This is a genomic window from Luteimonas huabeiensis HB2 (assembly GCF_000559025.1).
GTDB classification, from domain to species: domain Bacteria; phylum Pseudomonadota; class Gammaproteobacteria; order Xanthomonadales; family Xanthomonadaceae; genus Luteimonas; species Luteimonas huabeiensis.
Map to the genome: position 1 here is coordinate 226,174 of NZ_JAAN01000014.1, position 26,319 is coordinate 252,492.

13 protein-coding genes are annotated in these 26,319 nt (G+C 71.5%); 9 read left to right on the forward strand and 4 right to left on the reverse strand.

The window, feature by feature from the left end:
- Nucleotides 1–99 precede the first annotated feature (99 nt).
- The 4 genes from Z164_RS0105115 to Z164_RS21765 all read left to right on the forward strand — a co-directional run bounded on the left by Z164_RS0105115 (nt 100) and on the right by Z164_RS21765 (nt 15,630).
- Entirely contained in the window at nt 100–12,309 is a 12,210-nt protein-coding gene (locus tag Z164_RS0105115; RefSeq protein WP_024889655.1) for a filamentous haemagglutinin family protein, read from the forward strand.
- A gap of 112 nt (nt 12,310–12,421) precedes the next feature.
- A complete protein-coding gene (locus Z164_RS0105120) occupies nt 12,422–12,706 on the forward strand; it encodes a hypothetical protein (protein ID WP_024889656.1) in 285 nt (94 codons plus the stop codon).
- 182 nt (nt 12,707–12,888) lie between these two features.
- Nucleotides 12,889–14,172, forward strand: a complete 1,284-nt coding sequence (locus Z164_RS0105125; protein WP_024889657.1) for a PstS family phosphate ABC transporter substrate-binding protein — start codon at nt 12,889–12,891, stop codon at nt 14,170–14,172.
- Nucleotides 14,173–14,322: 150 nt separating this feature from the next.
- Complete coding sequence (locus Z164_RS21765; RefSeq protein ID WP_081770075.1) at nt 14,323–15,630, forward strand: PstS family phosphate ABC transporter substrate-binding protein; 1,308 nt, start codon at nt 14,323–14,325, stop codon at nt 15,628–15,630.
- A 125-nt stretch (nt 15,631–15,755) separates the two neighbouring features.
- Here the strand turns inward: Z164_RS21765 and Z164_RS0105140 are convergent, their stop codons facing one another.
- Nucleotides 15,756–16,199 (reverse strand): winged helix-turn-helix transcriptional regulator, encoded by a 444-nt coding sequence (locus Z164_RS0105140; RefSeq protein ID WP_024889659.1) that lies wholly within the window; start codon nt 16,197–16,199, stop codon nt 15,756–15,758.
- 88 nt (nt 16,200–16,287) lie between these two features.
- On the opposite strand from Z164_RS0105140, the gene Z164_RS0105145 reads away from it, so the two are divergent.
- Nucleotides 16,288–17,136 carry an SDR family oxidoreductase gene (locus tag Z164_RS0105145; protein ID WP_024889660.1) on the forward strand — a complete coding sequence of 283 codons (849 nt, stop codon included), beginning with the start codon at nt 16,288–16,290 and terminating at the stop codon, nt 17,134–17,136.
- 28 nt (nt 17,137–17,164) lie between these two features.
- On the opposite strand, the gene Z164_RS0105150 is transcribed toward Z164_RS0105145, so the two are convergent.
- Nucleotides 17,165–18,781, reverse strand: coding sequence for a GMC family oxidoreductase (locus Z164_RS0105150; protein WP_024889661.1), 1,617 nt, complete (start codon nt 18,779–18,781; stop codon nt 17,165–17,167).
- A gap of 125 nt (nt 18,782–18,906) precedes the next feature.
- On the opposite strand from Z164_RS0105150, the gene Z164_RS0105155 reads away from it, so the two are divergent.
- From Z164_RS0105155 to Z164_RS0105165, 3 genes are all read left to right on the forward strand, one after another.
- Nucleotides 18,907–20,238: an NTP/NDP exchange transporter gene (locus Z164_RS0105155; RefSeq protein ID WP_024889662.1), complete on the forward strand. Its 1,332-nt coding sequence runs from the start codon at nt 18,907–18,909 to the stop codon at nt 20,236–20,238.
- A 26-nt stretch (nt 20,239–20,264) separates the two neighbouring features.
- Nucleotides 20,265–21,455, forward strand: coding sequence for an NAD-dependent epimerase/dehydratase family protein (locus Z164_RS0105160; protein ID WP_201769570.1), 1,191 nt, complete (start codon nt 20,265–20,267; stop codon nt 21,453–21,455).
- A gap of 115 nt (nt 21,456–21,570) precedes the next feature.
- On the forward strand, nt 21,571–22,518 hold the full coding sequence (locus Z164_RS0105165; RefSeq protein ID WP_024889664.1) for a metallophosphoesterase: 948 nt from the start codon (nt 21,571–21,573) through the stop codon (nt 22,516–22,518).
- On the opposite strand, the gene Z164_RS0105170 is transcribed toward Z164_RS0105165, so the two are convergent.
- Nucleotides 22,457–22,843 carry a hypothetical protein gene (locus Z164_RS0105170; RefSeq protein WP_024889665.1) on the reverse strand — a complete coding sequence of 129 codons (387 nt, stop codon included), beginning with the start codon at nt 22,841–22,843 and terminating at the stop codon, nt 22,457–22,459. The two genes, Z164_RS0105165 and Z164_RS0105170, sit on opposite strands and share 62 nt — an antisense overlap.
- 113 nt (nt 22,844–22,956) lie before the next feature.
- Nucleotides 22,957–25,431 carry an acyl-CoA dehydrogenase gene (locus Z164_RS0105175; RefSeq protein ID WP_024889666.1) on the reverse strand — a complete coding sequence of 825 codons (2,475 nt, stop codon included), beginning with the start codon at nt 25,429–25,431 and terminating at the stop codon, nt 22,957–22,959.
- Between the two features lie 177 nt (nt 25,432–25,608).
- On the opposite strand from Z164_RS0105175, the gene Z164_RS0105180 reads away from it, so the two are divergent.
- The gene (locus Z164_RS0105180) at nt 25,609–26,226 is read left to right on the forward strand and encodes a TetR/AcrR family transcriptional regulator (RefSeq protein WP_024889667.1); all 618 of its coding nucleotides are present in this window, start codon (nt 25,609–25,611) and stop codon (nt 26,224–26,226) included.
- The last annotated feature ends 93 nt before the right edge of the window (nt 26,227–26,319 follow it).

Here is a 26,319-nt window from a genome sequence, read left to right on the forward strand (position 1 = left end):
GCGCCGTTTGCGGGGTGCGCGGGGCGCAAGCGTCGATAGGGGAACAGGGTTGCGCGCCGCAGCGCCGCCCGCCCCCGGCCCCAGCGAGAGAGCAAGTCGATGCGCAGCACTCCGGCATCCCCGTCCCGAATCGTCCGTCGGCGCCTGGTCGCCCATCCGCTGTCGCGCGCGATCGCGGGCCTGCTGCTGGCCGGCGGCACGGTCGGCGCCGCGCAGGCGCAGCAGCCGTTCAGCGCCGGCTGGTTCGCCAACAAGGGCGCGGTGCAGGATGCGGCCGCGCGCACCGGCAGGCTCCCGAACGGCCACCCGGCGGCCACGATCGGCGGCCCGCAGCGGCAGTCCGAGGCCGCGCGCGAGCGCCTGCGCACCTCGATCGACAACCTGGGCGCCGCCGCGCAGGCCATCGCGATGCAGCAGCGCCTGCAGGCGCAGGCGCGCGAGGCCGCGCTGGCGCGGCCCGGCAGCGTGCCCGATGGCCTCGGCGAGGGCGGGCTGAAGATCGACGAGAATCCGCTGACCGCCGGCTGGCACAACGCCAAGGCGCCGGTGCAGTCCGAGCGCGACGGTCGCGTCGCGGTGGACATCGAGCAGACCGGCGAGCGCGCCGTGCTCAACTGGGAAACCTTCAACATCGGCCGCGACACCACGGTGTCGTTCCGCCAGGACGCGGACTGGGCGGTACTCAACCGGGTCAACGATCCCGCCGCGCGGCCCTCGCAGATCCACGGCCGGATCGAGGCCGACGGCACGGTGCTGGTGGTCAATCGCAATGGCGTGGTGTTCGACGGCGCCAGCCAGGTGAACGTGCGCAACCTGGTCGCGGCCGCGGCCCGCATCGACGATGCGCAGTTCCGCGAGCGCGGCCTGTACGGTACCGATGGCGCGGCGACCTTCACCGATGCCGGCGGCGCGGTGACGGTGGAAGCGGGCGCGCGGATCGCCACCCACGCCCCCGAGTCGGTCACCCAGGGCGGCGGCTACGTGCTGCTGCTCGGGCAGGCGGTGGACAACGCCGGCGAGATCGCCACGCCGCGGGGGCAGGCCGCGCTGGCCGCCGGCGATGCCTTCGCCATCCGCCGCGGCGTCGGGACCGAGGGCAACACCACCTCGACCGTGCGCGGGAACGAGGTCGCCGCGCTGCGCGGGGCCGGAGGCGGGGATGCGGACACCGGCGGCGATACGGGCCGGGTGCGCAACAGCGGCCTGATCCATGCCCGCGAGGGCGACATCACCCTGACCGGCCACGACGTGCGGCAGGACGGCGTGGCGATCGCGACCACCACCGTCAACACGCGCGGCACCATCCACCTGCTCAATTCCGCCAGCGACGCCGAGGGACGGGTGACGCTGGGCGAGGGCGCGACCACCGCCGTGCTGATCGAGGACGACGGCGAGACCACCGCGCTGGACGGCCAGCGCGACGCGCTGATCGCCGAATCGGCGGAGCAGGACCGGTTGCGGCTGGGCGTGGCTCCGGGCGTGTTCGACAACTACGCGCGGCTGCCGGACCGGCGCGATCAGTCGCGGGTCGAGATCGTCTCCGGCCACGACGTGGTGTTCGAGGGCGACTCGACCACCCTGGCCACCGGCGGCCAGATCGCGGTCAGCGCCGAGGGGCGGACCTTCGTCGCCGCGGACGCCACGCTCGACGTGTCCGGCGCGGTCGGCGTGCAGGTGTCGATGGAGAGCAACACCGTCCGCGTGAACGTGCAGGGCAACGAACTGCGCGATTCGCCGCACAACCGCGACAGCGGCCGGTTGCAGAACAGCATCATGTGGGTCGATCGCCGCGACCTGATCCACGTGCCGGCCGGCACCGGCGGCTACGCCTCGGACCGCTGGTACGCGGCCGGCGGCCTGCTGGAGGTCGGCGGCTGGCTGGGCACCCAGGGCCGCTCGATCGGCGAGTGGGCGGCGCAGGGCGGCACGGTGGTCCTGCGCGGCGACGAAGTGGTGACCCAGGCCGGGTCCACGGTCAATCTCTCGGGCGGCTCACTCGACGTGCAGACCGGCTACGTCCGGCAGACCTGGCTGCGCGACCGCGAGGGCCGCATCCACGCGCTGCAGGATGCGCCCGCGCACCTGGCCTACGACGGCGTGTACACCGGCTTCGAGTCCCGCCACGAGCGCTGGGGCGTGAGCGATCGCCATTTCAGCCCGCTGCTGGCGCCCGTGCAGCGGCTGGAGAACGGCTACACCGTCGGCCGCGATGGCGGCACGCTCGTGGTCGACGCGCCGACCGCGGTGCTGGAGGGGCGGATCGAGGCGTCGGTGTTCGAGGGCGAGCACCAGACCCGTGCGCGCGACGCCGGCGTCGATGGCTATCGGCAGGCGCAGACCGCAGTGGCGCGCGCCGGCGGGTTGACGATCGGTGCGTTGAACGCGGCCGGCGTGGCGCGGCCGCGCGCGGACCGGATCGAGATCGGCGCGTTCGACGACATCGCCGGACCGCTCGCTGCGGGCGATGCGCTGCCGGACGATCGGGTGGGCGGCGTATTGCTCGACGCGTCGTGGTTGAACGAATCCGAACTCGGCGCATTGTCGTTGTCGAGCACCGGCACGATCGCGATCGACGACGCGCTGGAACTGGCCGACGGCGGCACGCTCGACCTGATCGCGCCCGACATCGCGGTGGAGGCCGACGTCACGCTGCGTAGCGGCCACATGACAGCGGGCAACCGCGTCCGGGTCGCGACGCAGACCGAGCCGCAGGATGCCATCCTGCTCGACGATGACGGGAACGCCTCGTTCTCGCTCGGCGCCGGCGCGGCGCTCGATCTCGGCGGCGTCTGGACCAACGGCGCGCGCGACGGCGGCGAGTCCATCGCCCATGTCGACGGCGGCGCATTGTCCGTGCGCATGGTCGAGGGTTCGATCCGCCTGGGCGAGGACACCTTGGTGGAGTTGTCCTCGGGTGCGACGCTGAGGGCCGACGGGCGCCTGGTGGGCGGCCGGGGCGGCGATCTGACCTTGATCGCGAACGAGGAGCGCAGCTTCGGCAACGACCCGTCCGGAATCGAGCTGCCGGGGCGCGAGCTGGTGTTGGACGGCACCATCCGCGCCCACGGCGTGACCGGCGGCGGCACGCTGACCTTGCAGTCGCCGGCTCCGCTGGTGTTCGGCGAACACGCGCTGCTGGAAAGTGGGGTGTTGCCCGCGGGCACGCCGCTGCCTGCCGACATCGTGCTCGATGCCGACCTGACCCTGCCGGCGGGCACGCCGTTGCCGTTGCCGACGAGCGTGACGCTGACCCGGGCGATGCCGGACCAGCCCCTGCCGTCCGTATACCCCGACATCAGCGCCGGTCCGGTCGAACTGGCTGCGGACTGGACCGTCCCGGCCGGCGGTTTCTGGGTCGAAGCGGGTGGTGCCTGGTACACCTCGGGGCAGACGATCGCGGCCGGCTCCGCGATCATGTTCCTGTCGGGTACGCAGTTGCCGGCGGGCACCGTGTTGCCTTCGGCGGCGTTCCCCGATGGGATTCCGATCCTGCCGCATGCGCTGTCGATGGCGGCCGGCGAGACGGCGCCGGTCGAGGTCACCTACGTGGCCGGGCAGGTCATGCCGCGCGGCGCCGCGTTCGCGCAGCAGGTCGGTTTCCAGGCCGCTACGCGCCTGGAGCCGGGTCTGCTGGACAGCGGCTTTTCCAGCTACAGCGTGACCAGCCGCGCCGGCCTGGTGGTCGTGCCGGGGACCGCGCTGGCGGTGACCATGCCGGTGCTGCGGCCGCGCGCCGACATCCTGGACATCGGCTCGGACAGCCCGCGCGAGGCGGCGCTGGAGCGCTGGACGCCGCCGGTGATGCTCGAAGATCCGCTCGCGGCCCGCCTGCAACTGCGCGAGGGCGCGGATCTCGAACTGCGCGGCGCATCGGTCGATGTCGGCGAAGGCGCGCGCATCGAGGTCGATCCCGGACACAAGATCGCGATCGCGGCAGGACGCCAACTGACCATGGAAGGTCACCTTATCGCCCCGGGCGGCGACATCGCCCTGGCCAGCGAGATCGTCGGACGCGTCGGCGGCCTGCAGGTCGCCGCCCTGCCAGGAACGAGCCTGTGGGTCGGCGCGCAGGCAGTGCTGGATGCGGCCGGGCGGGCGTGGGTCGCCGAGGACGGCCGCGGCCACCGCTACGGGCTCGTGCAGGACGGCGGATCGATCCGTATCGGACTGGAAGACACGCAGCGGGTGCAGGGCGACCTGCTCGACGCCTCGCCGGCCTCGGTGGTGATTCGCGAGGGGGCGCTGCTCGATGCGTCCGGCGCCGCCGCGACGGTCGATCTGGTGGCGGGATTCCTGCCGTTGGCGCAGGCGGTCGACGTGGCCGGCGATGGCGGCCTGATCCGCCTGGGTTCGTTGGGCGGCATCTTCAACGACGGCACCCTGCGCGCCGCCGCGGGCGGCGCGGGCGCCGCGGGCGGTACCCTGCACATGGCGCTGGAGAACCGCGCCTATGCCGGCGAGGGCGTGCGCACGCTGACCGTATCGCAGAAGCGCGCAGCCAGCGGGCTGGCGGCCGATGCCGTGGCCGGCGCGGCGGACGCCACGCTGGTGCGCGATACCGCGCGGATCAGCGTCGAGGAAATCGAGGCCGGCGGCTTCGGCAGCCTGGATCTGTGGAGCCGCGACGTCATCGCCTTCGAAGGGGACGTGGACCTGTCGCTGTCGCAACGGCTGAGTCTGCAGCGGGGGCTGCTCACGGTGGCTGATGGTGCGCCCGGTGCGCAGGTGGTGCTGTCGGCCCCGCACGTGGAATTGGTGGGCAAGGTGGCGACCACAGGTGGCGAGCCGACCGATTTCGTCACCCCGCATCCGGGATTGGTCAACAGTCTCGATAGCAGCTATATCAGGTACGAGCCGAGTACGCGCAACCACGCGACGCTCGACATTCGTGCCGATCTGGTCGATGTGCGCGATTACGTGTTCTTCGGTGGGCAGGGGCGGGTCGGCGTCGAAGCGGCGGCGGGGGACTGGCGCTACGCACCGCTCGATCTGGCCGGTTTCGACCACGTCGGATTCGACAGCCGTGGCGACATCCGCTTCACCGATGGCGTTCTGCAGACGGCGGGCGACATGACGCTGACCGCCGCGCAGCTCTATCCCACCAGCCATGCCAGCGGCGAAGTACGTGCGGGCATCGCCAATACCGCGAGGATGGCGTTCGATCCCGAACGCACGCTGACGATCCGTGGGCGCGGGCAGGCTCCGGCGATGCCGTACTCCGTCTTCGGCTCGTTGCAGTTGAGGGCGGCCAGCATCGACCAGGGCGGCGTGTTGAGAGCGCCCCTGGGGCGGATCGTCCTGGGCACGCTGCCGGGGGACTTCAACACGGGCGGCCCCCGCGAGGACGTCTACGACGTGACGCTGCGCGCCGGCAGCCTGACTTCGACCAGCGCGGCCGGCCTGACCATGCCCTACGGCGGCACCGCCGACGGCCTGAACTACATGCATGCGGGCAAGCGCGTCGTGTTCGACGATCTCGCGAGAACCGGCAGCGGGCAAACCGAACTCAATTCGGTGGACCGCGGCGTGGTGATGGGGCAGGTCCGGTTGAGCGCGGAGGCCGGTGCGGTGATCGACGTGTCCGGCGGCGGCGAGCTGACCGGCGCAGGCTTCTTTACCGGCCGAGGCGGTTCGGTGGACGTGCTGCGCACGCCGTTGGCCAGCGCCAACCCCGCCTATGCCTTCAGCGACGCCGGCGCCGAGGTGTACGCGATCGTGCCCTCGATGCAGGGCGCCTACGCGCCGGTGGTGCCGGATGCAGGCGCGGGCGCGCCGCAGGTCGGCCGGCAGATCACCCTGACCGAGGCGGTCGGCGAGCTGCCTGCGGGCACGTATACGCTGATGCCGTCCACCTACGCGCTGCTGCCGGGCGCGTACCGGGTCGAGGTCCCCTCCGCAGGTTCCGGTCTGGATGCGGCCGCGGTGGCCTTGCCCGACGGCAGCGTGCGCGCCAGCGGTTTGCTCGGCATCGCCAACACGCCGGTGCGGGACGCCTTGCCGACGACGGTGACCCTGACCTCGGCCGACGCGATCAGGTCGCTGTCCCAGTACAACGAGACCAGCTACGCGGAGTTCGCCCTGGCCGAGGCCGCGCGCTTCGGAGCGCGTGCGCCGCGCCTGGAGCGCGATGCGCAAAGCCTGCATCTGGATTTCGGCGCTGCCACGGGCGATGTGCTGGACATGCGCGGCGAGGTACGCATGGGCGGCGACGAAGAGGGCGTCGCAGGCAACCTGTTCCTGACTTCGTTCGAGGCACTGGAAGTCAAGACGGCCGAGGCCGAGGCGACCGATGGCTTCGCGGCTGTCGATGCCGAGGATCTGGCCCGCTTCTTGCCGGGCACGCTCACCATCGGCGGGCTGTTCGGGTTGATCGATGCCAGGGCAGCACCAGAACTCGGCGGGCACGCACTCGGCCCGCGGGTCGTGTTCCGCGGTGGCTCCGGCGACGTGGCCGTGCGCGAGGGCGCTCACCTCCGGGCAGGGCAGATCTTCCTGACCAGCACGACGCGGGTGGACGTCGACGGTGGCGCGGTGCTGGAGGCCATCGACGCCGGCCCCCGCCGGATGGACTCGGTCAGTGGTTACGTGTTCTCGGATACGGTAAACGACCTAAACGCCACCGGCGGCGCGATCCTGGCGGTCACGGATGGCGATGTGCGGTTCGCGCCGCCGACCGTGGGCAGCTCGGCGTCGTCGGCCAATGCGATTCGTATCGCCGATGGCGCGGCGCTGCGCTCGCCGGGCACCATCGCGTTCTCGACCAATGGCACCCTGGACCTGGGCGATGCCGAGTTCAATGCGCGCTATCTCGCACTCAGCGCGCCCACGCTTCACCTCGGTACCGAGGCGTCGTTCGCCCGCGCCGAGGCTGCGGGTGCGCTCGGCCCGGGCGTCCGGCTTTCGCAGTCGGTACTCGATCGGCTGATGCGGCCTGCCGCGCCGGGCCAGGTGCCGGCGGAACGCTTGAGCCTCAGCGTGAGCGGTTCGATCAATCTGTTCGGCGATGTCGACGTCGATCTCGCGCGCGGTGGGGACGGTCGAGCGCAGCTCTGGCTCGCGACGCCCGCGCTCTACGGTTGGGGCGAGGTCGGCGAGACCGCACGGCTGGCGGCCGACACGGTGATCTGGAGCGGGCTGACCGCAGGCGCCGGCGCGCCCGATCGTCCCTACGTCAGTCTCGAACCGAGCAACGTCGCCGAGGGCGGCCCGGGAACCGGTCGCGGGACGCTGGCGATCGAGGCCCGGCGGGTCGAGTTCGGCTATCTGCCGGGGGCGCAGGCGCAGGACCAGATCGAGGTGGACCGGGTAGCGGCGGGCTTCGCCGGCGTCGACATCCGCGCGTCGGAGCGCATCACCGCCAACCATCGCGGCACCCTCTCGGTCCACGCCGATGGGCGTGCGCTGGGCAGCGGCGGCGATCTGCGCCTGTCCACGCCGCTGCTGACCGGCGAGGCCGGCGCGTTCATGGCGTATCGGGCCGGTGGCGAGGTGAGCCTGGTCGCCCCGGAGGGCGCGCTGCCGGTCGAAACCTCGGGATTGGACGATCTCGGCGCGGAGGTCCGGCTGGCGGGCGAACGGGTGCGGATCGACGGCACGGTGGCGCTTCCCAGCGGCCGGCTGGTGCTGGAGGCGGCGCAGGACATCGATCTGTCCGGTCGCGCGCGGGTCGATCTGTCGGGGCGGGTGCTGCAGTTCTTCGATGCGACCCGCGCCAGTTGGGGCGGCGATCTGGTGATGGAGAGCGCGCAGGGCGCGATCCGGCAGGCCGCGGGGTCGCGCATCGATGTCTCGGCGACCGATGCCGACGCCGGCACCGTGCAGGTCACTGCACGCGGCGGCGAGGGCCGCGTCACGCTGGCGGGCGCGTTGCTCGGTGCCGGCGGTGCCGGCCGCAGCAGCGGCGAGATCGACCTCCGCGCGCATGCGCTGGAGGATTTCGCTGGCCTGAATCGCCGTCTCGACCAGGGCGGTTTCCACGAGGCCCGCAGTTTCGCGGTCGGCAGCGGCGATCTCGTCATCGACGGCATCCTGCGCGCGCGCCGTGTCGCGGTCTCCGCCGATGGCGGCAGCCTCACGGTGACCGGGCGCATCGATGCCAGCGGCGAGGCGCCGGGCGACATCCGCCTGGCCGCCCGCGACGATCTGCTGCTGGCGTCTGGTGCGCTACTGGACGCACGCTCCACGCGACTGCAGGTGGATGGTCGTGGCGACGCGATCGGCGCCGCCAACCGCGCCCGGGTTTCGTTGACCAGCAGCGAAGGGCGCGTGTCGCTGGCGGAGGGTACGACGATCGACGTGCGTGCCGCCGATGGCATCGCCCGCGGTCGGGTCGAGCTCAATGCCGGGCGCGTGGGCGGCGACGATGTCGCCGTGGACGCGGCCGGGCGTATCGACGTGCGCGGCGCGGAGGCGGTCGCGGTCAACGCCTTCCGCACCTACGTGCCCGATGACGGCCGTATCGACCAGGCCGGGCTCGATCTCATCCACCTCGATAGCACCGCCTTCATCGATGCCGCGCTGGCCAACGATGCGCTCGCAGGGCGCCTGGCCGGCTTGTCGGCCTATGGCGATGCGTTCGCGCTGCGCCCGGGCGTGGAGCTGCGCAGCGCCACGCCGGACGGCGATCTGATCGTCGATGGCGATCTCGACCTGTCCGGCTACCGCTACGGCCCGGATGCCGATCCCGACCTGCGCGGCAGCGGCGATCCCGGCATGCTGGTGGTCCGCGCAGGGGGCGATCTGCGCGTGACCGGCAGCATCAACGACGGCTTCGCGCCGCCGCCGGCCACGCCCGACGATGCGAAGTTCGTCGAGATTCCCGGGCAGACCGTGCAGATACCAGCCGGTACCACGCGGCCGGATGTCTGGTGGCTCGAGAGTAACCTGACGATCGATGAGGACTGGCAGGTACCCGATACCCCGTTCTATCAGAACTGGGAGGGGTACGTGTACGACATCAACTGGAACCTGTACAGCCCCGGGGCCATCGTGCCCGCCGGGACGACGCTGATGGCCTCATACACGGCCTTCGAAGCCAACACGGCACTGCCCGCCTACACCTTGGTGGAGCCCACCACCTACGAAAGCGGCCGGGTGTGGGCCGCTGCGCCGATGCTGGCGCCGGGCTTGCAGTCCTGGTCGATGCGGCTGGTCGGCGGCGCCGACCTGGGTGCCGCCGACAGCCGTCTTCTGGCGGCCGCCTCGGCACTGAACGACCGCGGCCACGTGGTCCTCGATGCCCCAGGGCGGATCGGGCCGCAGCACGATCAATCCCCGATCTCGGTGATCCGTACCGGTACCGGCGATCTGGACGTACTCGCCGGTGGGGACTACCGCCAGCACAGCCTGTACGGGGTCTACACCGCCGGTACCCAGGTCGCCGATGGCAGCATGGAGATCGTCGCTCCGCGCGCGCTGGCCTTCGACGGCAGCGGCAGCGTGCTGGGCTGGGGCCATGAGGGGTACGAGGCCACGCTGGATCCGCAGCGCATGTTCCTGCCCGATGGCGGCGGCGATCTGCTCCTGGCTGCACAAGGGGATATTCGCGGTCGCATTGAAGACGATGGGGAGAGTCTCACCCCCAGGATCGGTGAATGGCTCTGGCGCCAGGGGGGCGAGGCGTTGGGCCAGGCCACTGCGTGGGGAATCAACTTCGGCCAGTATCATTCGGAAACGGTGAACTGGTCGCCGTCGGTCGTGTTCGGTGGCTTCGCGGGCATCGGTACGCTGGGCGGCGGCAACGTCGAGTTGCGGGCAGGCGGAAACGTCGGTGCGGCGAGCGACCTGTCGCTGTCTGATCCACTGGCCCCGACGGAAGCTTTGCTGGTAGCGGTCGGCGCCAGCGGCCGGGTCGATACGCGTGGACGGCTGATTCAGTACGGCGGAGGCGATCTACGTCTGCGCGCTGGGGGGCGGGTCAATACCGGCCTGATCGAGACGATTGCTCCTAGCGTGGCGGGCATGGTGGTCAACGTCCGTGGCGATATCGATGTGCGCGCTGCCGCGATCGGCCAATCGCAGGCGACCGGTTACGGCATCAATGCCGCGGCGGACCCGCGGCCCGTGGACACCAGTACGGCATCGCGCCGGATCGGGTATGCCCCGCTGGCACTGGCGGTGGGCGATGGCGAGGCCTACGTGGCCGCTCGCGGCGGCCTGCACGTGGCCACGGGGGTGGATCCCGGGCGCGTCGTCAGCATCGGTGGCGGTACCGCCGTCACCGGCGGCGCGGGCGAGGCGGCTCAAGCGGTCAGCTCGTTCTCGCTGTGGACCGAGCGCAGTGGTCTGGATCTGTTTGCGGCCGGCGGCGACATCGTGCAGACGGGTGTTGGCGAAACCTCCTTTACCTACTACGATCCGGGCCGTTTCAGTGCGGTGGCCGCGGGCGGTTCGATCCAGGTCGGCTCGGGCGCGCAATTCGGTCAATTGCTGCTAGCACCATCGCCGCAGGGACGCCTGGAGCTGCTGGCCCGCGATCACGTCCGGGGCGAGGTCGCGGCATCCGGCGGCGCCACGGCCGCCACCGCGGCACTGGACAACCCGTTCTGGGCGATGCTCGTCGACGATTTCGCAACCGTCGGATCCAGCAACGCCCCAGGCGATGTTTTCCGGCTGGACGTCCTTCGTGGCTATACGATCAATCAGGGTGCCACGCTGTTTCCGTTCGGCCCGGATACGGCGACGGCAGAGGGCGCGGGCGGCGTGGATCGCGTGTATTCGCTGACCGGCGACGTGGCCCTGAGCAGCGGGCGCATCGACGTGAACAATAGGCGTGGAGAGAGCTATTACGTGGCGGCCCGGCCGTTGCACCTGCGCGCAGGTCGCGACGTCGTCGGCGGAAGCCATGTGATCCTCAATCGCGATTCCGGCGATATTTCGCTGGTTCGCGCCGGGCGCGACCTGCTCAACACCAGCGTGCGGGTCGCGGGACCGGGGCTGCTCGATATCGGCGCGGGCCGCAGCATCTACCAAGCGCCCCCGTCCGACGTGGAGGGGCCGGCAGCGAACCTCGGCGTTTTCCAGAGCCTGGGCGCTGTCGTGCCGGGCGATACCCTCCCCGGTGCCGGCATCGTGCTTTCCGCCGGGCTGGGTGCGGCGGGGCCCGACCTCGATGGCTTCGCGGCGCGGTACCTCGACCCGGCCAATCTGGCCGATTCCGGGCGTCCGCTGGCCGATCAGCCCGGGATGGTGGCGCACACCTACCAGGACGAGCTGATCGACTGGCTGGAGGCGCGCTACGGCGACGCCGGCGATCCCGATACCGCGCTGGCGCGGTTCCAGGCATTGCCCGATGAGGAGCGCGCCATCTTCCTGCGCGACATCTACTTCGAGGAACTGCGCCAGGCCGGGCGCGAGTACAACGATCCCGACAGCGGCCGCTTCCGCAGCTACCTGCGCGGGCGCGAGGCGATCGCGAGCTTCCTGCCCGGCATGGGCGAGGGCGACGAGGCCGGCGACTACATGGGCTCGATCGTGTTCCAGGAGGCGGCGGGCGTCCACACCTACGGCGGCGGCGACATCCAGGTGCTGGCCCCCGGCGGCGGACTGACGCTCGGTGCCGACGGCGTCGCCCCGCCGGCCAGCACCGGCCTGATGACGCAGGGGCGCGGCGACATCGAGGTGTTCACCCGCGACAGCGTGCTGCTGGGCCTGTCGCGCGTGTTCACCACCTTCGGCGGCTCGATCACGATGTGGTCGGCCGAGGGCGACATCAACGCCGGCCGCGGCGCGAACACGTCCGTCGTCTATACGCCGCCGCGCCGCGTCTACGACGATCTCGGCAACGTGTCGCTGTCGCCGCAGGCGCCGACGACCGGTGCCGGCATCGCGACCCTGAACCCGATCGCGGAAGTGGAGCCGGGCGACATCGACCTGATCGCGCCGCTGGGCACGATCGACGCGGGCGAGGCGGGCATCCGCGTCTCGGGCAACGTCAACCTCGCCGCGCTGCAGGTGCTCAACGCCGAGAACATCCAGGTGCAGGGCGAATCGACCGGCCTGCCGGCCACGGCTTCGGTCAACGTCGCGGCATTGACCGCCGCGAGCGCCGCGGCCAACAGCGCGGTGCAGGCGGCGCAGGATGTGGTCCGCCAGCAGACCCAGCGCGCGCGGCCGTCGGTCATCGACGTGCGCGTGCTCGGTTTCGGCGACGGCGCGCGCGAGGAGCGGGACACGCGTCGGGACGGCGCCTCGGCGCCGGCGCTCCGCGGCTACGACCCCGGCAGCGCGTTCCAGGTCCTCGGCCACGGCGCTCTCGACGACGCGCAGCGCGCCCGGCTGACCACGGCGGAGCGGCGTGCGCTGGAATGACTTTCGCGCCTGCTCCGCCGGCGCGACCGGCGCGTCGCACGGCTCGCGTCATGCATGCCAGGAAATGGCCGCGGGCGGCACCGCTCGCGGCCTCACATCAGGAGGAGAGGCCATGAGCGAAGCGTTCGTCACCGTGAACGAGTTCCGCCGCAAGCTGGAGCAGTACCTGCTGCACGCCGAGCATCCGCTGGTCATCTCGCATCGCGGCATGCCGATGGGCTACTTCCTGCCGGCGCGCATCTGGCATGAGCGGGGCAAGGTGGAGATGTTCCGCAAATCGCTGGCCACGATGTTCGACATGAGCGGCTGCGGCGAGGCGGAGGTCGAGCGCGCGATCGAGCGCTTCGCTGCCGCCAATGCCGGCGTGTTGCGCGAGCGCCTGCAGCGGCACCGCTGAGGCGATGTGTAGAAGCCATGACCGCCGGTTCACGCGACGGTCTCCGGGGCTTCTCCTTGCGGGAAGAATCGGCGCGCAGTCTGGGAAGTGCGCCCGGAGGTCCGGGCGCGCTGCGGCCGGAAGCAGTTCGCACGACGGCCGCATCGAACCGAACGTCGTGTTCCTTCCTCAAGGAGAGCCACATGTTGCGCACATCGTTCCTCCGTCTCAACCTGCTCGCCGCCGCGATGGTCGTCGCCGGCGCCGCCGGCGCCGCCGATCTCTACGGTGGCGGTGCCACGTTCCCGGTGCAGTCCTACGTCGGCAACAGCTTCCTGTCCACGGTGCCGGTGGACGCGCGCCTGTCGCGCAATACGGTCAACCCGGTCGCCACTGCGCCGATCGCCAACCTGACCCCGCCCAACACGGTGTTCGCTCGCTTCGCCGCTGGCACCGGCCACCGCATCTCCTACTGCCAGAGCGGCAGCGGCACCGGCCTGTCGCTGCTGACCGGCTCGGGCAGCGTGACCAACGCCACCGGCGAGTGCGGCAACTACACCGGCAGCCCGGTGGGCTTCAGCTCCCCCAACGTGGCACCGGACTACATCGGTACGGATACGCCGATCAACCAGGCCAACATCACCGCCTTCAGCGGCGGTCCGCGCGCCGCGCGCGGCGGCATGTGGCAGATCCCGACCCTGGCCGGCGCCATTGCGCTGCCACGCCACTCGGGGACCAACGTGGCCAACCTGTCCATTGCGCAGATCTGCCAGATCTACGCGGGCACCATCACCGCCTGGAATCAGATTCCTGGCTCGGGTTCCACTGCCCCGATCCGGATCGTCCATCGCAGCGACAGCAGCGGCACTTCGTTCGCGTTCACCGGCTGGCTGGCCCGTAGCTGCAACAACAACGCCAACAGCTCTGGTGTCCCGGCGAACTACTTCAGTGCCAACCCGGTGTTCACCAGCGGCGTGCCCACGGGGCCGCTGGCCGGCCGGCTGAGCAGTGCCTCCGGCAACCCGGGCCTGGTGACGGCGGTTACCACCACCGCCAGCAGCATCGGCTACGCCGACTATCCGGAAGTCGCCGCCCAGCGCGCCTCGTTCGTCACTGTCAACAGTCTGAGCCCGGCCTCGCTCGGCGGTGCCGGTAGCCCCACGGTCAACGTCGCTCCGCCGCTGTCCGGCCAGGTGCTCAACCCCACCACCAACATGCCGGTGCCCGCGACGGGCGCCGCTTGCCTGCGCCTGATTCCGCCGGGCACCCCGGCGGCCACTGGCAGCTACCCGATCCTGGCCTACACCTATCTGGCCGGCTACCGCACCAATACCGTCGCCAACCGCGACGCGCTGCGCAGCCTGCTCGGGTACTTCCTGTCGACCCAGGCCAACCGTCCGGCCCCGCCGGCAGGCTTCGCCTACCTCGACGGCAACGACGCATATCGGGGATCGATCCAGGACACGATCGACAGCTGCATCGAGTAATCGCTTCAGACGAGCACAGGGAGGGGGCGGTCGTCCGCCTCCTCCCTGTTTTCCCCCAGCATAGGCGTATCGGCTTCGCGCCTGCTCTCCAACTGAATTCCGTTGAGCGGCGTGGAAAGTTCGATACACACGACAACAAGGAGCGTTGCCATGTCATCGGATCTCCAAAAGCTCGTCCTGAGTTTCAATCTGCTCGCCGCTCTCGCGCTTGCTGGCGGTTCCGCCAATGCAGGCGACCTCTACGGTGGCGGCGCGACCTTCCCGGTGCAGTCGTACGTGGGCTACGACTTCCTGACCACCCTTCCGGTGGATGCACGTTTGTCGCGCAACACCGTCAATCCCGTCGCCACCACGCCGATTGCCAACCTCACTCCGCCTAATTCGCTGTTCGCCCGCTTCATCGCGAATGGTGCGAACCGCATCTCCTACTGCCAAAGCGGTAGCGGAATCGCTCTCTCGCTACTGACCGGTTCGGGCAGCGTGACCGACGCACGCGGCGAGTGCGGCAACTATGTCACCGGAAACCCACTGGGTTACAGCGCTCCGAGCATCGCGCCCGACTACATCGCTACGGACATTCCAATAAACCAGGCCAACGCGACTGCTTTTGTCGGTGGTCCGCGTGCCGCACGCGGTAGCCTTTGGCAGATCCCGACCCTGGCCGGCTCGATCGCGTTTCCGCGCCACGCAGCGCTGAACTTCCCGAACCTGACCACCCAGCAGATCTGTCAAGTCTTCTCAGCTCGCATCACCAACTGGTCGCAGATTCCGGGCTCTGCCTCTAACGCGCCGATCCACGTCGTCTATCGCCAAGACAGCAGTGGGACGACCTTCGCGTTCACCAGCTTCCTGAGCCGCGCGTGTAACGGCAATTTTGGTCTGCCGCCGGGCTACTTCACGCCAGGACCCGTTTTCGCCGCCGCGGTGCCGGCGGTGCCGGGTCAGCCCGGCACGGTCGCGCCCACCTATGCCGCGTCCTCTGCAACATCAGGCGATCCCGGCTTGGTGGCGCGGGTCAATGCCACGGTCAACACCGTCGGCTACGCCGCTTTTGCGGAAGTCGCAGCCCAGGGCGTGGAGTACCCGACCGTCAATGGCATTAGCCCGGGCAGTCTGCCGGCTTCGATCGCGATCCCCGCACCGCTGTCTGGTCAAGTACTCAATGCCAACAACCAGCCAGTCCCGGTGGCTGGCCTGTCGAACCCCCACTGCCTGCGCCTGGTCAACCCGATCACGAGGCCGGCCGGCGCGGCGATGTACCCGATCCTGGCCTATACCTACCTGGCGGGCTACCGCAGCAACAGCGTGGCTAACCGCGACGCGCTGCGCAACCTGCTTGGTTACTTCCTGGCCACCCAGGCCAACCGTCCGGCGCCGCCGGCGGGTTTCGCTTACCTAGATGTCAGTTTGGCCTACCGCGTCTCGCTACAGAACGCCATCAACACCTGCATTCTCTGAGCGAGGCAGTGACGGGAATCTAGCCTGCGCGCCGAAATGGTGTGAAACAGCATTTCGAGCGGCACCCCAGGGACGGGCGTCGGGGGTGGCGGAGTCCGCCCCCGATGTCGCCGCCCGCGCGCTGCTCAGCCCGACCCCGAGCGCACCCGCTGCGCTTCGATCCGCGGCAGGCTGGTCTCCACCCAGTCCGCCAGCTCGCGCACCTTGACGGCGGCTTCCTCGCCCAGCGCGGTCAGCGTGTATTCCACGCGCGGGGGCACCACCGGGTAGGCGCGGCGCACGATCATGCCGTCGCCCTCCAGAGCCTGCAGGGTCTGCGCGAGCATCCGCTCGCTGACGCCGCCGATCCGGCGGCGCAGGTCGCTGAAACGTTGCGTTCCCGGCATCAGCGCGATCAGCACCAGCACGCCCCAGCGGCTGGTCAGGTGCTTGAGCACCGCGCGCGACGGGCAGGCGGCGGCCATCACGTCGCCGCGGGCGAGCTTCTCCGAGAGCGCGATCGGCGCGTGCGCCGGTGCAGCGCGGGCGGAGCGGGGTGGGGCATCGGGTGCGGGGCGGGGTCGGGGCACGGCTCTAGCTAACCTTCGTGTGAGTACTTACTTTACGTAAGCGATGGGTCTAGAGTCCATTCCTCCCCCCCCCCATGAGGATCGAACCATGACCATCGCCGTGACCGGTGCCACCGGCCAACTGGGCCGTCTCGTCGTCGACAAGCTCAAGCGCAAGGTCGCGCTGGAAGAAATCGTCGCGCTCGCGCGCGATCCGGCCAAGGCGGCCGACCTGGGCGTGGCCGTGCGCGTTGCCGACTATGCGCGGCCGGAGACGCTCGATGCCGCGCTCGCGGGCGTCGATGTCCTGCTGCTGATCTCGTCGAGCGAGATCGGACAGCGCGTGCCTCAGCACCTCAACGTCATCGAGGCGGCCAAGCGCGCGGGCGTGAAGCGCATCGCCTACACCAGCCTGCTGCGCGCCGATACTTCGCCGCTGGGCCTCGGCGAGGAGCACCGGCGCACCGAGGAGGCGCTGCGCGCGTCCGGCATTCCCTGCACCGTGCTGCGCAACGGCTGGTACACCGAGAACTACACGGGCTCGATTCCCGCCGCGCTCGCCGCGGGCGCGGTGATCGGCGCCGCCGGCGAGGGGCGGATCGCTTCCGCCACCCGCGAGGACTATGCCGATGCGGCGGTCGCGGTGCTGACGGACGAGGGGCACGCCGGGCACGTCTACGAACTGGCCGGCGACGAGGCCTGGACGCTCGCCGATCTGGCCGCCGAGGTCTCCCGGCAGGCCGGTCGCGACATCCCGTACCGCAACATGACCGAGGCGGAGTATGCGGCGGCGCTGGAGGCGGCCGGCATGCCGGCCGCGTTCGCGAAGCTGCTCGCCGATTCTGATCGCGGGGCTTCGGAAGGCGGGTTGTTCGACGACGGTCGCCAGCTCTCGGCGCTGATCGGCCGCCCGACCACGCCGCTGCGCGACAGCGTGCGCGCCGCCCTGGCGGGCTGAGCGCGGAGGCCGCGGGATTGCGCGACGGTCAGGCCGCGATCGCCGCGCGGCCCTGCCCGCGGATCAGGTCGGCGGCGCGCTCGGCGATCATGATCGTCGGCGCGTTGGTGTTGCCGCCGGGCAGGGTCGGCATCACCGAGGCATCCACCACCCGCAGGCCCTCGATGCCGCGCACGCGCAGCTCGGGATCGACCACCGCGCCGGGATCGTCGGCCGCGCCCATGCGGCAGGTGCCGGCGGGGTGGTAGATGGACTCCGCCTTGGCGCGCACGAAGGCGGCCAGGCCGGCGTCGTCCAGGTCCTCGCGCGCCGGGTAGATCGGCGCGCCGCGCCAGCGGTCGAAGGCGGGCTGGCGCAGGATGTCGCGCGCGCGCCTGGCGCAGGCCACCATCATCCGCAGGTCGAAGCCCTCGGGATCGCTCAGGTAGTCGGGCTCGATCAGCGGCGGGTCGCCGGCCCGGGCCGTGGCCAGGCGGATGCGGCCGCGGCTGCGCGGGCGCAGGAAGCAGGCGTGCAGGGTGAAGCCGTCGCCGGGCAGGCGGTGGCGGCCGTGGTCGTCGAGCAGGGCGGGCACGAAGTGGTACTGGATGTCCGGGCGTTCGTCGGGCGCGAGTTCCGAGCGGTCGAAGCCGCCGGCCTCGGCGATGTTGCTGGTGCCCGCGCCGCGGCGCCCGCGCAGGTAGTAGTTCCAGGCCACGCCGAGGTCGCCGATGCGGTCGTAGGTGATCCGCTCGGTGCAGGCGTAGAGCGTGCAGATGTCCAGGTGATCCTGCAGGTTGGCGCCGACGCCCGGCAGGTCCTGCACCACGCGGATGCCGTGCCGGCGCAGCGCGTCGGCGGGGCCGATGCCGGACAGCATCAGCAGTTGCGGCGAATTCACCGCGCCGCCGCACAGCAGGATCTCGCGCTGCGCGGGCTGGTGGAACGGCTGGCCGCCGGCGTTGTAGACCACGCCGTCGGCGCGGCCGTCGCGCACGGTGATGCGGTTGACCAGGGCGCCGGTGACGATGGTCAGGTTGGGCCGGCCGCGCGCCGGGCGCAGGTAGGCGGTGGCCGCCGAGCAGCGCGCGCCGTCGCGCTGGGTGACCTGGTAGAGGCCGGCGCCGTACTGTTCCGGGCCGTTGAAGTCCGGGTTGGCCGGCAGCCCCGCCTGGCCGGCGGCCTCGACGAAGACATGCGACAGCGGGTTGACGTGGCGCAGGTCCGAGACCGAGAGCGGGCCGTCGGCGCCGTGCAGCGCGTCGGCGCCGCGCGCGTTGCCCTCGGCGCGTCGGAAGTAGGGCAGCACCTCGCGCCAGCCCCAGCCGGCCGCGCCGGCCGCGGCCCAGGCGTCGTAGTCGCCCGGGGCGCCGCGCGTGTAGCACATGGCGTTGATCGCGCTGCAGCCGCCGAGCACCTTGCCGCGCGGCCACCACAGCGCGCGGCCGTCGAGCGCGGCCTGCGGCGCGGTGAGGTAGTCCCAGTTGAGGTCGCGCTTGCGCACCAGCTTGGCCAGCCCCGCCGGCATGTGGATCAGCGGGTGGCGATCGCGCGGGCCGGCCTCGAGCAGCAGCACGCGCACGGCCGGGTCCTCGCTCAGGCGACCGGCCAGCGCGCAGCCGGCGGAGCCGGCGCCGATGACGATGTAGTCGTAGACGGGCGTCATTGGCTGGGGCGTCGTAGGGACAGGCGCGCAGTGTACGGCGAGGGCGCGCCGCAGCGTTGCGCCGGCGAGATGGCGGCCGGCGCCGCCATCGGCTAACGTGCCGCCACGTTCCCGCCCGGCCCGCCATGACCCGCGAAGCTCCGCCGACGCGTCTCGCGCGCTTCCGCGCCGCCCTGGCCGCCTCGCCGGCGCTGTGGTGGGCGCTGCTGTACTTCTTCTGCCTGCTGTGCGGCTACTACGTGCTGCGCCCGGTGCGCGACGCGATGGGCGCGTCCAGCGATCCGGCGGCGGTGTTCCCGCGCTGGCTGCTGGCGCTGGCGGAGCGGCAGGGCGTGGCCCTGGGCGCCTACACGCTGCAGGTGCTGTTCACCGCCACCTTCGTCGCGATGCTGCTGCTGCAGCCGGTCTACGGCGCGCTGGTGGCGCGGTTCCCGCGGCGGGTGTTCCTGCCGGTGGTGTACCTGTTCTTCATCGCCTGCCTGGGCGGCTTCTGGTGGGCCTTCCACGCCGCGGTGCCGGGCCGGGGCGGGGCGTTCTTCGTCTTCATCGCGGTGTTCAACCTGTTCGCGGTGACCGTGTTCTGGAGCTTCATGGCCGACGTGTTCGACAACGAGCACGCCAAGCAGGTCTACGGCTACATCGGCGCCGGCGGCACCCTCGGCGCGCTGGCCGGCCCGGCGCTCACGCGCACGCTGGTCGAGCAGGTCGGCGTGGCGAACCTGTTGCTGGTCTCGGGCGGCTTCCTGCTGGTGTGCCTGCTGTGCATCGTGCGGCTGCGGCGCTGGGCGATCCTGCGCGAGCGCGCCCACCGCGATGCCAGCGGCGAGCGCGCGATGGGCGGCTCGGTCTGGGCCGGCCTGCGCCTGGTCTGGCAGGACCCGCTGCTGCGCGCGCTGGCGATGCTGATGTTCTTCGGCGTCGGCGTGGGCACGCTGCTGTACAACGAGCAGGCCGCCATCGTGCGCCGCTTCTATCCCACCGCCGAGGCGGCGACGCGCTACTACTCCACGCTCGATTGGGCCGTCAACGGGCTGACCATCCTGGTGCAGGTGCTGCTCACCCGCTGGCTGTTGCGGCGCTACGGCGTGGCGCCCCTGCTGCTGCTGCCGGCGCTGGCGATCGTGGCCGGCTTCGCGCTGCTGTCGGCCTCGCCGCTGCCGCTGCTGGTGGCCGGGGTGCAGGTGGTCACCCGCGCCAGCGAGTTCTCGCTCGCCAAGCCGGCGCGCGAGACGCTCTACACCCGCATGGACCGGGAGCGCCGCTACAAGGCCAAGTCGGTCATCGACACCGCGGTCTACCGCGGCGGCGATTTCAGCTTCGTCTGGCTGCACAAGCTGCTGGCCGGCTTCGGCTCGTCGGTGGTGTTCCTGGCCGGGCTCGCGATCGCCGCGGGCATGACGTTCGGCGCATGGCGGGTGGTGCGGGAACAGCGCAGGCTGCCCGACAGCGATTCCTGAAGACCGGGAGGCCGGCGGACATGGCGATGCGTCGCGAGATCCTGATGGCCGGGCTGGCCGGCCTGTCGTGGCCGCTGCTGTCGGCCTGCGCCCGGACCGGCGGCGCGGGCCGCGAGGCGGGGCAGCCGCTGCGGATCCTGGTGCTGGGCGGCACCGGCTTCCTCGGTCCGCACTTCGTCGAGGCCGCGCTCGCGCGCGAGCATCGGCTGACCCTGTTCAACCGCGGCCGGAGCCATCCCACCCGCTTCGACGGCGCCCGCTTCGCCGGTATCGAGCAGTTGCGCGGGGATCGTCGCAGCGACCTCGCCGCGCTGGAGGGCGATCGGCGCTGGGACGCGGTGCTCGACACCTCGGCCTACTTCCCCGCCGACGTGACCCGCAGCGCCGCCTTGCTGGCGGAGCGTGCCGACCGCTACCTGCTGGTCTCGACGATCTCGGTCTACGCGCGCCACGACCGCGCCAACGACGAGGACAGCGCACTGGCCCGGTTGCAGGACCCCACCGTCGAGGAGGTCACCGGCGAGACCTACGGCGGGCTCAAGGCGCTGTGCGAGGCGGCCGCCGAGCGCGCGTTCCCGGGCCGCACCGCGGTGGTGCGCCCGGGGCTGATCGTCGGGCCCGGCGACGAGACCGACCGCTTCACCTACTGGCCCGCGCGCGCCGACCGCGGCGGCGAGATCCTCGCGCCGGGCGCGCCTTCGGACACGATCCAGTGCATCGACGCGCGCGACCTGGCGGATTTCCTGCTGCACCTGATCGAGCGCGGGCGCACCGGCACCTACAACGCGAACTCGCCGCCCGGCGCGCTGACGATGGGCGCGCTGCTGGACGCCTGCCGGGCCGTCGCCCGGCGCATGAACACCATCCAGTGCGTCCGCGCGCCCTGCGAGCAGCCGCCCGGCCACGACTCCACGGTCACCTGGGTGCCCGCCGGGTTCCTCGCCGCGCAGGAGGTCCGGCCCTGGCAGGACCTGCCGGTGTGGATGCCCGCCACGGGCGAATACGCGGGGTTCGCCCTGACCTCGACCGCCCGTGCCGAGGCCGCGGGCCTGCGCCTGCGACCGCTCGAGGACACCGCGGCGGCGACGCTGGAATGGTGGCGCCAGCAGCCCGAGGCGCGCCGTGCCGCGCCGAAGGCGGGGCTTTCCCCGTCGCGCGAGGCCGCGGTTCTGCGTGCCTGGCACCGCGCGCGGACCTCGGCGCCTCCGGCCGGCTAGCGGCGCGCGCCGCGCCTTCGCGTGCATGAACGCACGCATCGCGTGGCCGCACTGCCGCTGAACGGCGGACCGCGCCGGCGGACCCGCGCGGGCCGGCGCGACGACAATGCCCGCCATGCGCGTGTCTTCCCCGTCTCCACAGCCGCGCCGGCAGCGCTTGCGTCGCCCGCCCGGCACGTTCCGTGCGCTGCTCGTGCTGGCCATCGCCGCGCTGCTGTGGGCCTTCGTCTGGGAGCCGGGGCGCCTGCTGGAGCGCGACTACGAGCTCGCGCTGCCGCGCTGGTCGCCCGCCTGCGACGGGCTGCGCGTGGACGTGGTCGCCGACCTGCACACCGGCTCGCCGCACAACGGGCTCGACAAGCTCGACCGCATCGTCGACCGTCTGGTCGCCAGCGACGCCGACGCGGTGCTGCTGGCCGGCGACTACGTGATCCTGAGCGTGCTGTTCGGCGAGTACGTGCCCGCCGAGCGGATCGCGCCGCGCTTCGCGCGCCTGGCGCGCGCCAAGCCGGTGTACGCGGTGCTCGGCAATCACGACTGGTGGAAGGGCGGCGCGCGCGTGCGCCGCGCGTTCGAGGCCGCCGGCGTGACGGTGCTGGAGAACGCATCGGCCACCGTGCGGCTGGGCGACTGCCGCTTCGCCATCGCCGGCATCGGCGACAAGTGGGAGGGCCGGCCCGCCCCCCGACGCGCCTTCGCCGGCCTGCCCGACGGCGTGCCCGTGCTCGCGCTCACCCACAACCCCGAGCTGTTCCCGGACGTGCCCTCGCGCGCCGCGCTCACGGTGTCGGGCCATACCCACGGCGGCCAGCTCGGCATCCCCTGGCCCGGCGATCCGCCGCTGCCGGCGAAGATCGGCGGGCACTACCTGACCGGCCACCTCGTCGAACGCGGCCAGCACCTGTTCGTGTCCTCCGGCATCGGCACCAGCATCCTGCCGTTCCGCTTCGGCATGCCGCCGGAGATCTCGCGGCTGACGCTGCGCCGCGAGCCGGCGGCTGCTACGGAGCGCGCCACAGCGGCCAGGCGAACAGCGCCGCCCCCAGCAGGAACAGCACCGTGAGCGCGTGCACCGCAGGGTGGCGCAGCCGGCGCAGGAACACCGCCTGCTCGACCGAGCGGCCGAGCCAGAACAGCGCCATCGCGGCGAGCATGGCGCGGCCCAGCGGCGTGCCGGCGAGTTCGGCCGGATAGAACGCGCACAACGCGGCTACACAGAAGAACACGTAGGTCAGCCGCAGGTTGAGGATCTGCACGATCGCGCGGTTGGCCGGGCGCAGCTTCGGCAGCTCGTGCTTCCAGTCGAACAGGCGCCAGAACAGCAGGTGGAACGCGCCGAAGGCGGCGCTGTGCACGGCGCAGAGCGCGATCGCGAGCCCGGCGCTCACGTCGCGCGGCCCCTGGCCCGGCGAATGGCCGGTGCCTCGAACGCGCACGCCCGGCGCGAGGCCGGGCGTGGCGTGGCGGGATGACGCATGGCGGGCCCGCGGGCGCGGGGCGGTCAGGCCGCCTCGCGCGCGCGGCCCGTGCCTTCGCGGTCGTAGTAGGTGGCCGCGCGCAGCTCGTGGGCGTCGAAGTCGTCGACGGTGATCGTGTCCAGGGTGATCCGCCGCAGCTCCTCCAGCAACTGGCGCTCCTCGGCGGTGATGACGCCCGCCCGGACCGCTTCCTCGAGCTGGGCGTCGTAGTCCAGCGCCTGGATGCCCTTGGACTTCAGCGCCTTGAGGAACTTGCGCTCCACCGGCTCCGCCGCGACCGCCTTGGCCAGGTAGCTGGCGATGCGGCCGCCCGGGTTGTTCTCGCACGGGGTCAGGAACACGCCCTGCGCCAGCCGGTCGCGCGCCTCGTTGACGTTCATCAGCAGCGAGGCCACCCGGTGGCCGAGGCGGTCGCCCGGGGCCTCGGCGCGGCGGCCCAGCGGGAAGATCAGCGCCCACATCAGCCAGCCGATCGGGCGGACCGGGAAGTTGCGCAGCGCCGCCGACAGCGCGGTCTCGATCTTGTGCACGCTGTCGTGGAACGCCCAGGCCAGCAGCGGCTTGTCCGCCGCCGGGGCGCCCTCGTCGTGGTAGCGCTTGAGGATCGCGCTGGTCATGTAGATGTGGCTGAGCACGTCGCCCAGGCGCCCGGACAGCGACTCCTTGAACTTCAGCTTGCCGCCCAGCGTCATCATCGACACGTCGGCCATCAGCGCCAGGTTCGCGGAATAGCGATCGAGCTTGCGGAAGAAGCGGCGGGTGTAGTCGTCGCCGGGCGCGGCGCCGATCCGGGCGCCGGTGATGCCGAACCAGAACGAGCGCACCGCGTTGGAGATGCCGTAGCGGATGTGGCCGAACAGGTTGCGGTCGAACGCGTCCAGGCCGGCGCGGCGGTCCGGGTCCTGCGCGGCCTGCATCTCCTTGAGCACCCACGGATGGCACAGGATCGCGCCCTGGCCGAAGATCAGCAGGCTGCGGGTCATGATGTTGGCGCCTTCCACGGTGATCCCGATCGGCGCCGCCTGCCAGGCGCGGCCGGCGAAGTTGCGCGGGCCGAGGATGATGCCCTTGCCGCCGATCACGTCCATGACGTCGCTGGAAACCTCGCGCGCCATCGTCGTGCAGTGGTACTTGGCGATGGCCGAGGGCACCGCCGGCACGTCGCCGCGGTCGACCGCGGCGGCGGTGGCCTGCGCCAGCGCGCTGATCGCATAGGCCTTGCCGCCGATGCGCGCCAGCGCCTCCTCCACGCCCTCGAAGCGGCCGACCGACAGCCCGAACTGCTTGCGGATGCGCGCGTAGGCGCCGGTGACCACCGCGCCGGCCTTGGCGCCGCCGCTGGCGGTGGAGGGCAGGGTGATCGAGCGGCCGATCGCCAGGCACTCGTTGAGCATGTTCCAGCCCTTGCCGGCCTTCTCCGGGCCGCCCACCAGCTGGCTCAGCGGGACGAAGACGTCCTTGCCGCGGATCGGGCCGTTCTGGAACGGCGAGTTGAGCGGGAAGTGGCGGCGGCCGATCTCCACCCCGGGGGTGTCGCGCGGCAGCAGCGCCAGCGTGATGCCGATGTCCTCGACGTCGCCCAGCAGCTTGTCCGGGTCGTACATGCGGAACGCCAGACCGATCAGCGTGGCCACCGGCGCCAGGGTGATGTAGCGCTTGTCGAAGGTCAGGCGCACGCCGAGCACCTGCGCGCCGTTCCACTCGCCCTTGCAGACGATGCCGTAGTCGGGGATCGAGGTGGCGTCGGAACCGGCGAAAGGACCGGTCAGACCGAAGCAGGGCACCTCGCGGCCGTCGGCCAGGCGCGGCAGGTACAGATCCTTCTGGTCCTGGGTGCCGTAGTGCACCAGCAGCTCGCCCGGACCCAGGGAATTCGGCACGCCGACGGTGGAGCTGACCACGCTGGAGATCGAGGCGATCTTCTGGATCACCTTGTGGTGCGCCAGCGCGGAGAAGCCGAGGCCGCCGTACTCCTTCGGGATGATCATGCCGAAGAAGCGGTTCTGCTTGATGAAGTCCCACAGCTCCGGCGGCAGGTCGGCATCGACATGGGTGATGCGCCACTCGTCGATCCTGCGGCACAGCTCCTCCACCGGGCCGTCGAGGAAGGCCTGTTCCTCGGCGGTCAGTTCGGGCTTCGGATACGACAGCAGCTTCTGCCAGTCCGGGTCGCCGGTGAACAGTTCGCCCTCGAAGCCGACCGATCCGGTCTCCAGCGCGATGCGCTCGGTCTGCGACAGCGGCGGCAGCACCTTGCGGAAGAACTTGAGCATCGGCGCCGAGATCAGCGCCTTGCGCAGCGGCGAGACCAGCAGCGGCACCGCGACCAGGGCGAGCAGCACGGCCGCGACCAGCGTGGCGGTGGCGCTCGCGCCCAGCAGCCGGCAGGCGACCAGCGCGGTGGCGGCGATCGCCACCCACACCGGGAAGCGCATGCGGTGGTAGGCGGCGAACATGCCGGTGAGGAGAAGGGCGAGGAACGGGATCGCGGCGCTCATGGCGGAGGCTCCGGGGCGGGATGCGAGGCGGGCAGGGCGGCGGCCGGATGCGAGCCGGCTACACCATACGGATTAGTATGGTCGTGGGGAAAAACGCCTGTCAATCTTGCAATGCGTCATTTTTCCGAATCCGACGATACTTCTGCGCCTGCATGCGTATGGTTAAACTTCGCCGCCATGAGCCAGCCGACCGCCGCCGCCAAGTCCCCTTCCTCCCGTACCGGCGAACGCCAGGGCCGGCTCAGCGCCGACGACTGGGCGCAGGCCGCGCTCGACCTGATCGCCGAGCAGGGCGTGGCCGCGGTGGCGGTGGAATCGCTCGCCCGCCGCCTGGGCGTCACCAAGGGCAGCTTCTACTGGCACTTTCCCTCGCGCGACGCGCTGCTGCAGGCGGCGCTCGAGCGCTGGGAGAACGTCGAGCAGGAGGCCGTGTTCGGCGCGCTGGAGGCGATTTCCGATCCGCGCGAGCGGCTGCGCGCGCTGATCCAGATGGTCGCGCACGAGATCAAGCTGCACGTCATCTACAGCGCGCTGCTGCAGGCGCTCGACCACCCGATCGTGCAGCCGGTGATCGGCCGCGTCTCCGAGCGCCGCCTGGCCTACCTGACCGCCTCCTACCGCGAGGTCGGCTTCGCAGAGGGCGAGGCGCGGCACCGCGCGCGCCTGGCCTACACCGCGTACGTCGGCTTCCTGCAGCTGTCGATCCAGCTGCCGCAGTCGCGGCTCGATCACGAGCAGTTCGACGCCTATATCGAGCACGTGATGGCGACGCTGATCCCGCCTGCGCGGCCGTAGCGGCAGGCCGCGCCGCTTCCCAGCGCGCTCGGGCGTTGACGCAGGTGCAGCAAGACCCGCGCAGCCGCTGTCCCTAGAATGTCCCGCTGGACA

Coding starts and splice junctions, on each gene's coding strand:
- Z164_RS0105180 (WP_024889667.1), top strand. CDS start 25,609: ATGAGCCAGCCGACCGCCGCCGCCAAGTCCCCTTCCTCCCGTACCGGC.
- Z164_RS0105125 (WP_024889657.1), top strand. CDS start 12,889: ATGTTGCGCACATCGTTCCTCCGTCTCAACCTGCTCGCCGCCGCGATG.
- Z164_RS21765 (WP_081770075.1), top strand. CDS start 14,323: ATGTCATCGGATCTCCAAAAGCTCGTCCTGAGTTTCAATCTGCTCGCC.
- Z164_RS0105175 (WP_024889666.1), bottom strand. CDS start 25,431: ATGAGCGCCGCGATCCCGTTCCTCGCCCTTCTCCTCACCGGCATGTTC.
- Z164_RS0105160 (WP_201769570.1), top strand. CDS start 20,265: ATGCGTCGCGAGATCCTGATGGCCGGGCTGGCCGGCCTGTCGTGGCCG.
- Z164_RS0105145 (WP_024889660.1), top strand. CDS start 16,288: ATGACCATCGCCGTGACCGGTGCCACCGGCCAACTGGGCCGTCTCGTC.
- Z164_RS0105150 (WP_024889661.1), bottom strand. CDS start 18,781: ATGACGCCCGTCTACGACTACATCGTCATCGGCGCCGGCTCCGCCGGC.
- Z164_RS0105120 (WP_024889656.1), top strand. CDS start 12,422: ATGAGCGAAGCGTTCGTCACCGTGAACGAGTTCCGCCGCAAGCTGGAG.
- Z164_RS0105115 (WP_024889655.1), top strand. CDS start 100: ATGCGCAGCACTCCGGCATCCCCGTCCCGAATCGTCCGTCGGCGCCTG.
- Z164_RS0105165 (WP_024889664.1), top strand. CDS start 21,571: ATGCGCGTGTCTTCCCCGTCTCCACAGCCGCGCCGGCAGCGCTTGCGT.
- Z164_RS0105155 (WP_024889662.1), top strand. CDS start 18,907: ATGACCCGCGAAGCTCCGCCGACGCGTCTCGCGCGCTTCCGCGCCGCC.